Origin of the sequence: Vibrio sp. 1562 (assembly GCF_033340155.1) — a bacterium.
Classification (GTDB): Bacteria; Pseudomonadota; Gammaproteobacteria; order Enterobacterales; family Vibrionaceae; genus Vibrio; species Vibrio alginolyticus.
The window spans coordinates 1-510 of the sequence record NZ_JAWOVY010000808.1 but is presented as its reverse complement, the minus strand read 5'-3'; the positions used below and the strand labels follow the sequence as shown (position 1 = coordinate 510).

1 protein-coding gene is annotated in these 510 nt (G+C 48.0%); it reads right to left on the bottom strand.

Going from position 1 to position 510, the window contains the following annotated elements:
- On the bottom strand, positions 1-510 hold a 510-nt coding region (locus R7Z49_RS27785; protein ID WP_318112877.1), incomplete at both ends, for a TOBE domain-containing protein.

The following is a 510-nucleotide window of genomic DNA, read 5'->3' as shown; positions in this document are numbered from 1 at the left end:
GGAATAGGTGACAACGGTGAGCAGGAATACCGATTTCCAATTTATCGCCCGTGTCGACAGCTAGCGTGTCTGGTTGACGATAGATCACATCCGCGTCTGCGCCTTCTAGGTTTAGGTATACCTGAGTTTCGTTACCAAGCTTCTCTACGATCATCACTTCACCGTGAATGGTTGCGTCAGCTTCGGTTGCAGAAAGTAGGTGCTCTGGGCGAATACCCAAAGACATGCGGTCGCCACGGTTAACGGTTGTACCATCTACAGGAATCCAGAATGATACGCCGTTAGATAGCTGAACTTTAACGCGTTCTGATTCTACTTCATCGATGAACACGCTCATGAAGTTCATTTTTGGAGAACCGATGAAACCAGCCACAAAGCGGTTCTGTGGGTAGTGGTAAAGTTCAAGAGGTTTGCCAACTTGAGAGACGTAACCACCATCTAGTACGACGATTTTATCCGCCATGGTCATTGCTTCCACCTGATCGTGTGTAACGTAGATCATGGTGCAGC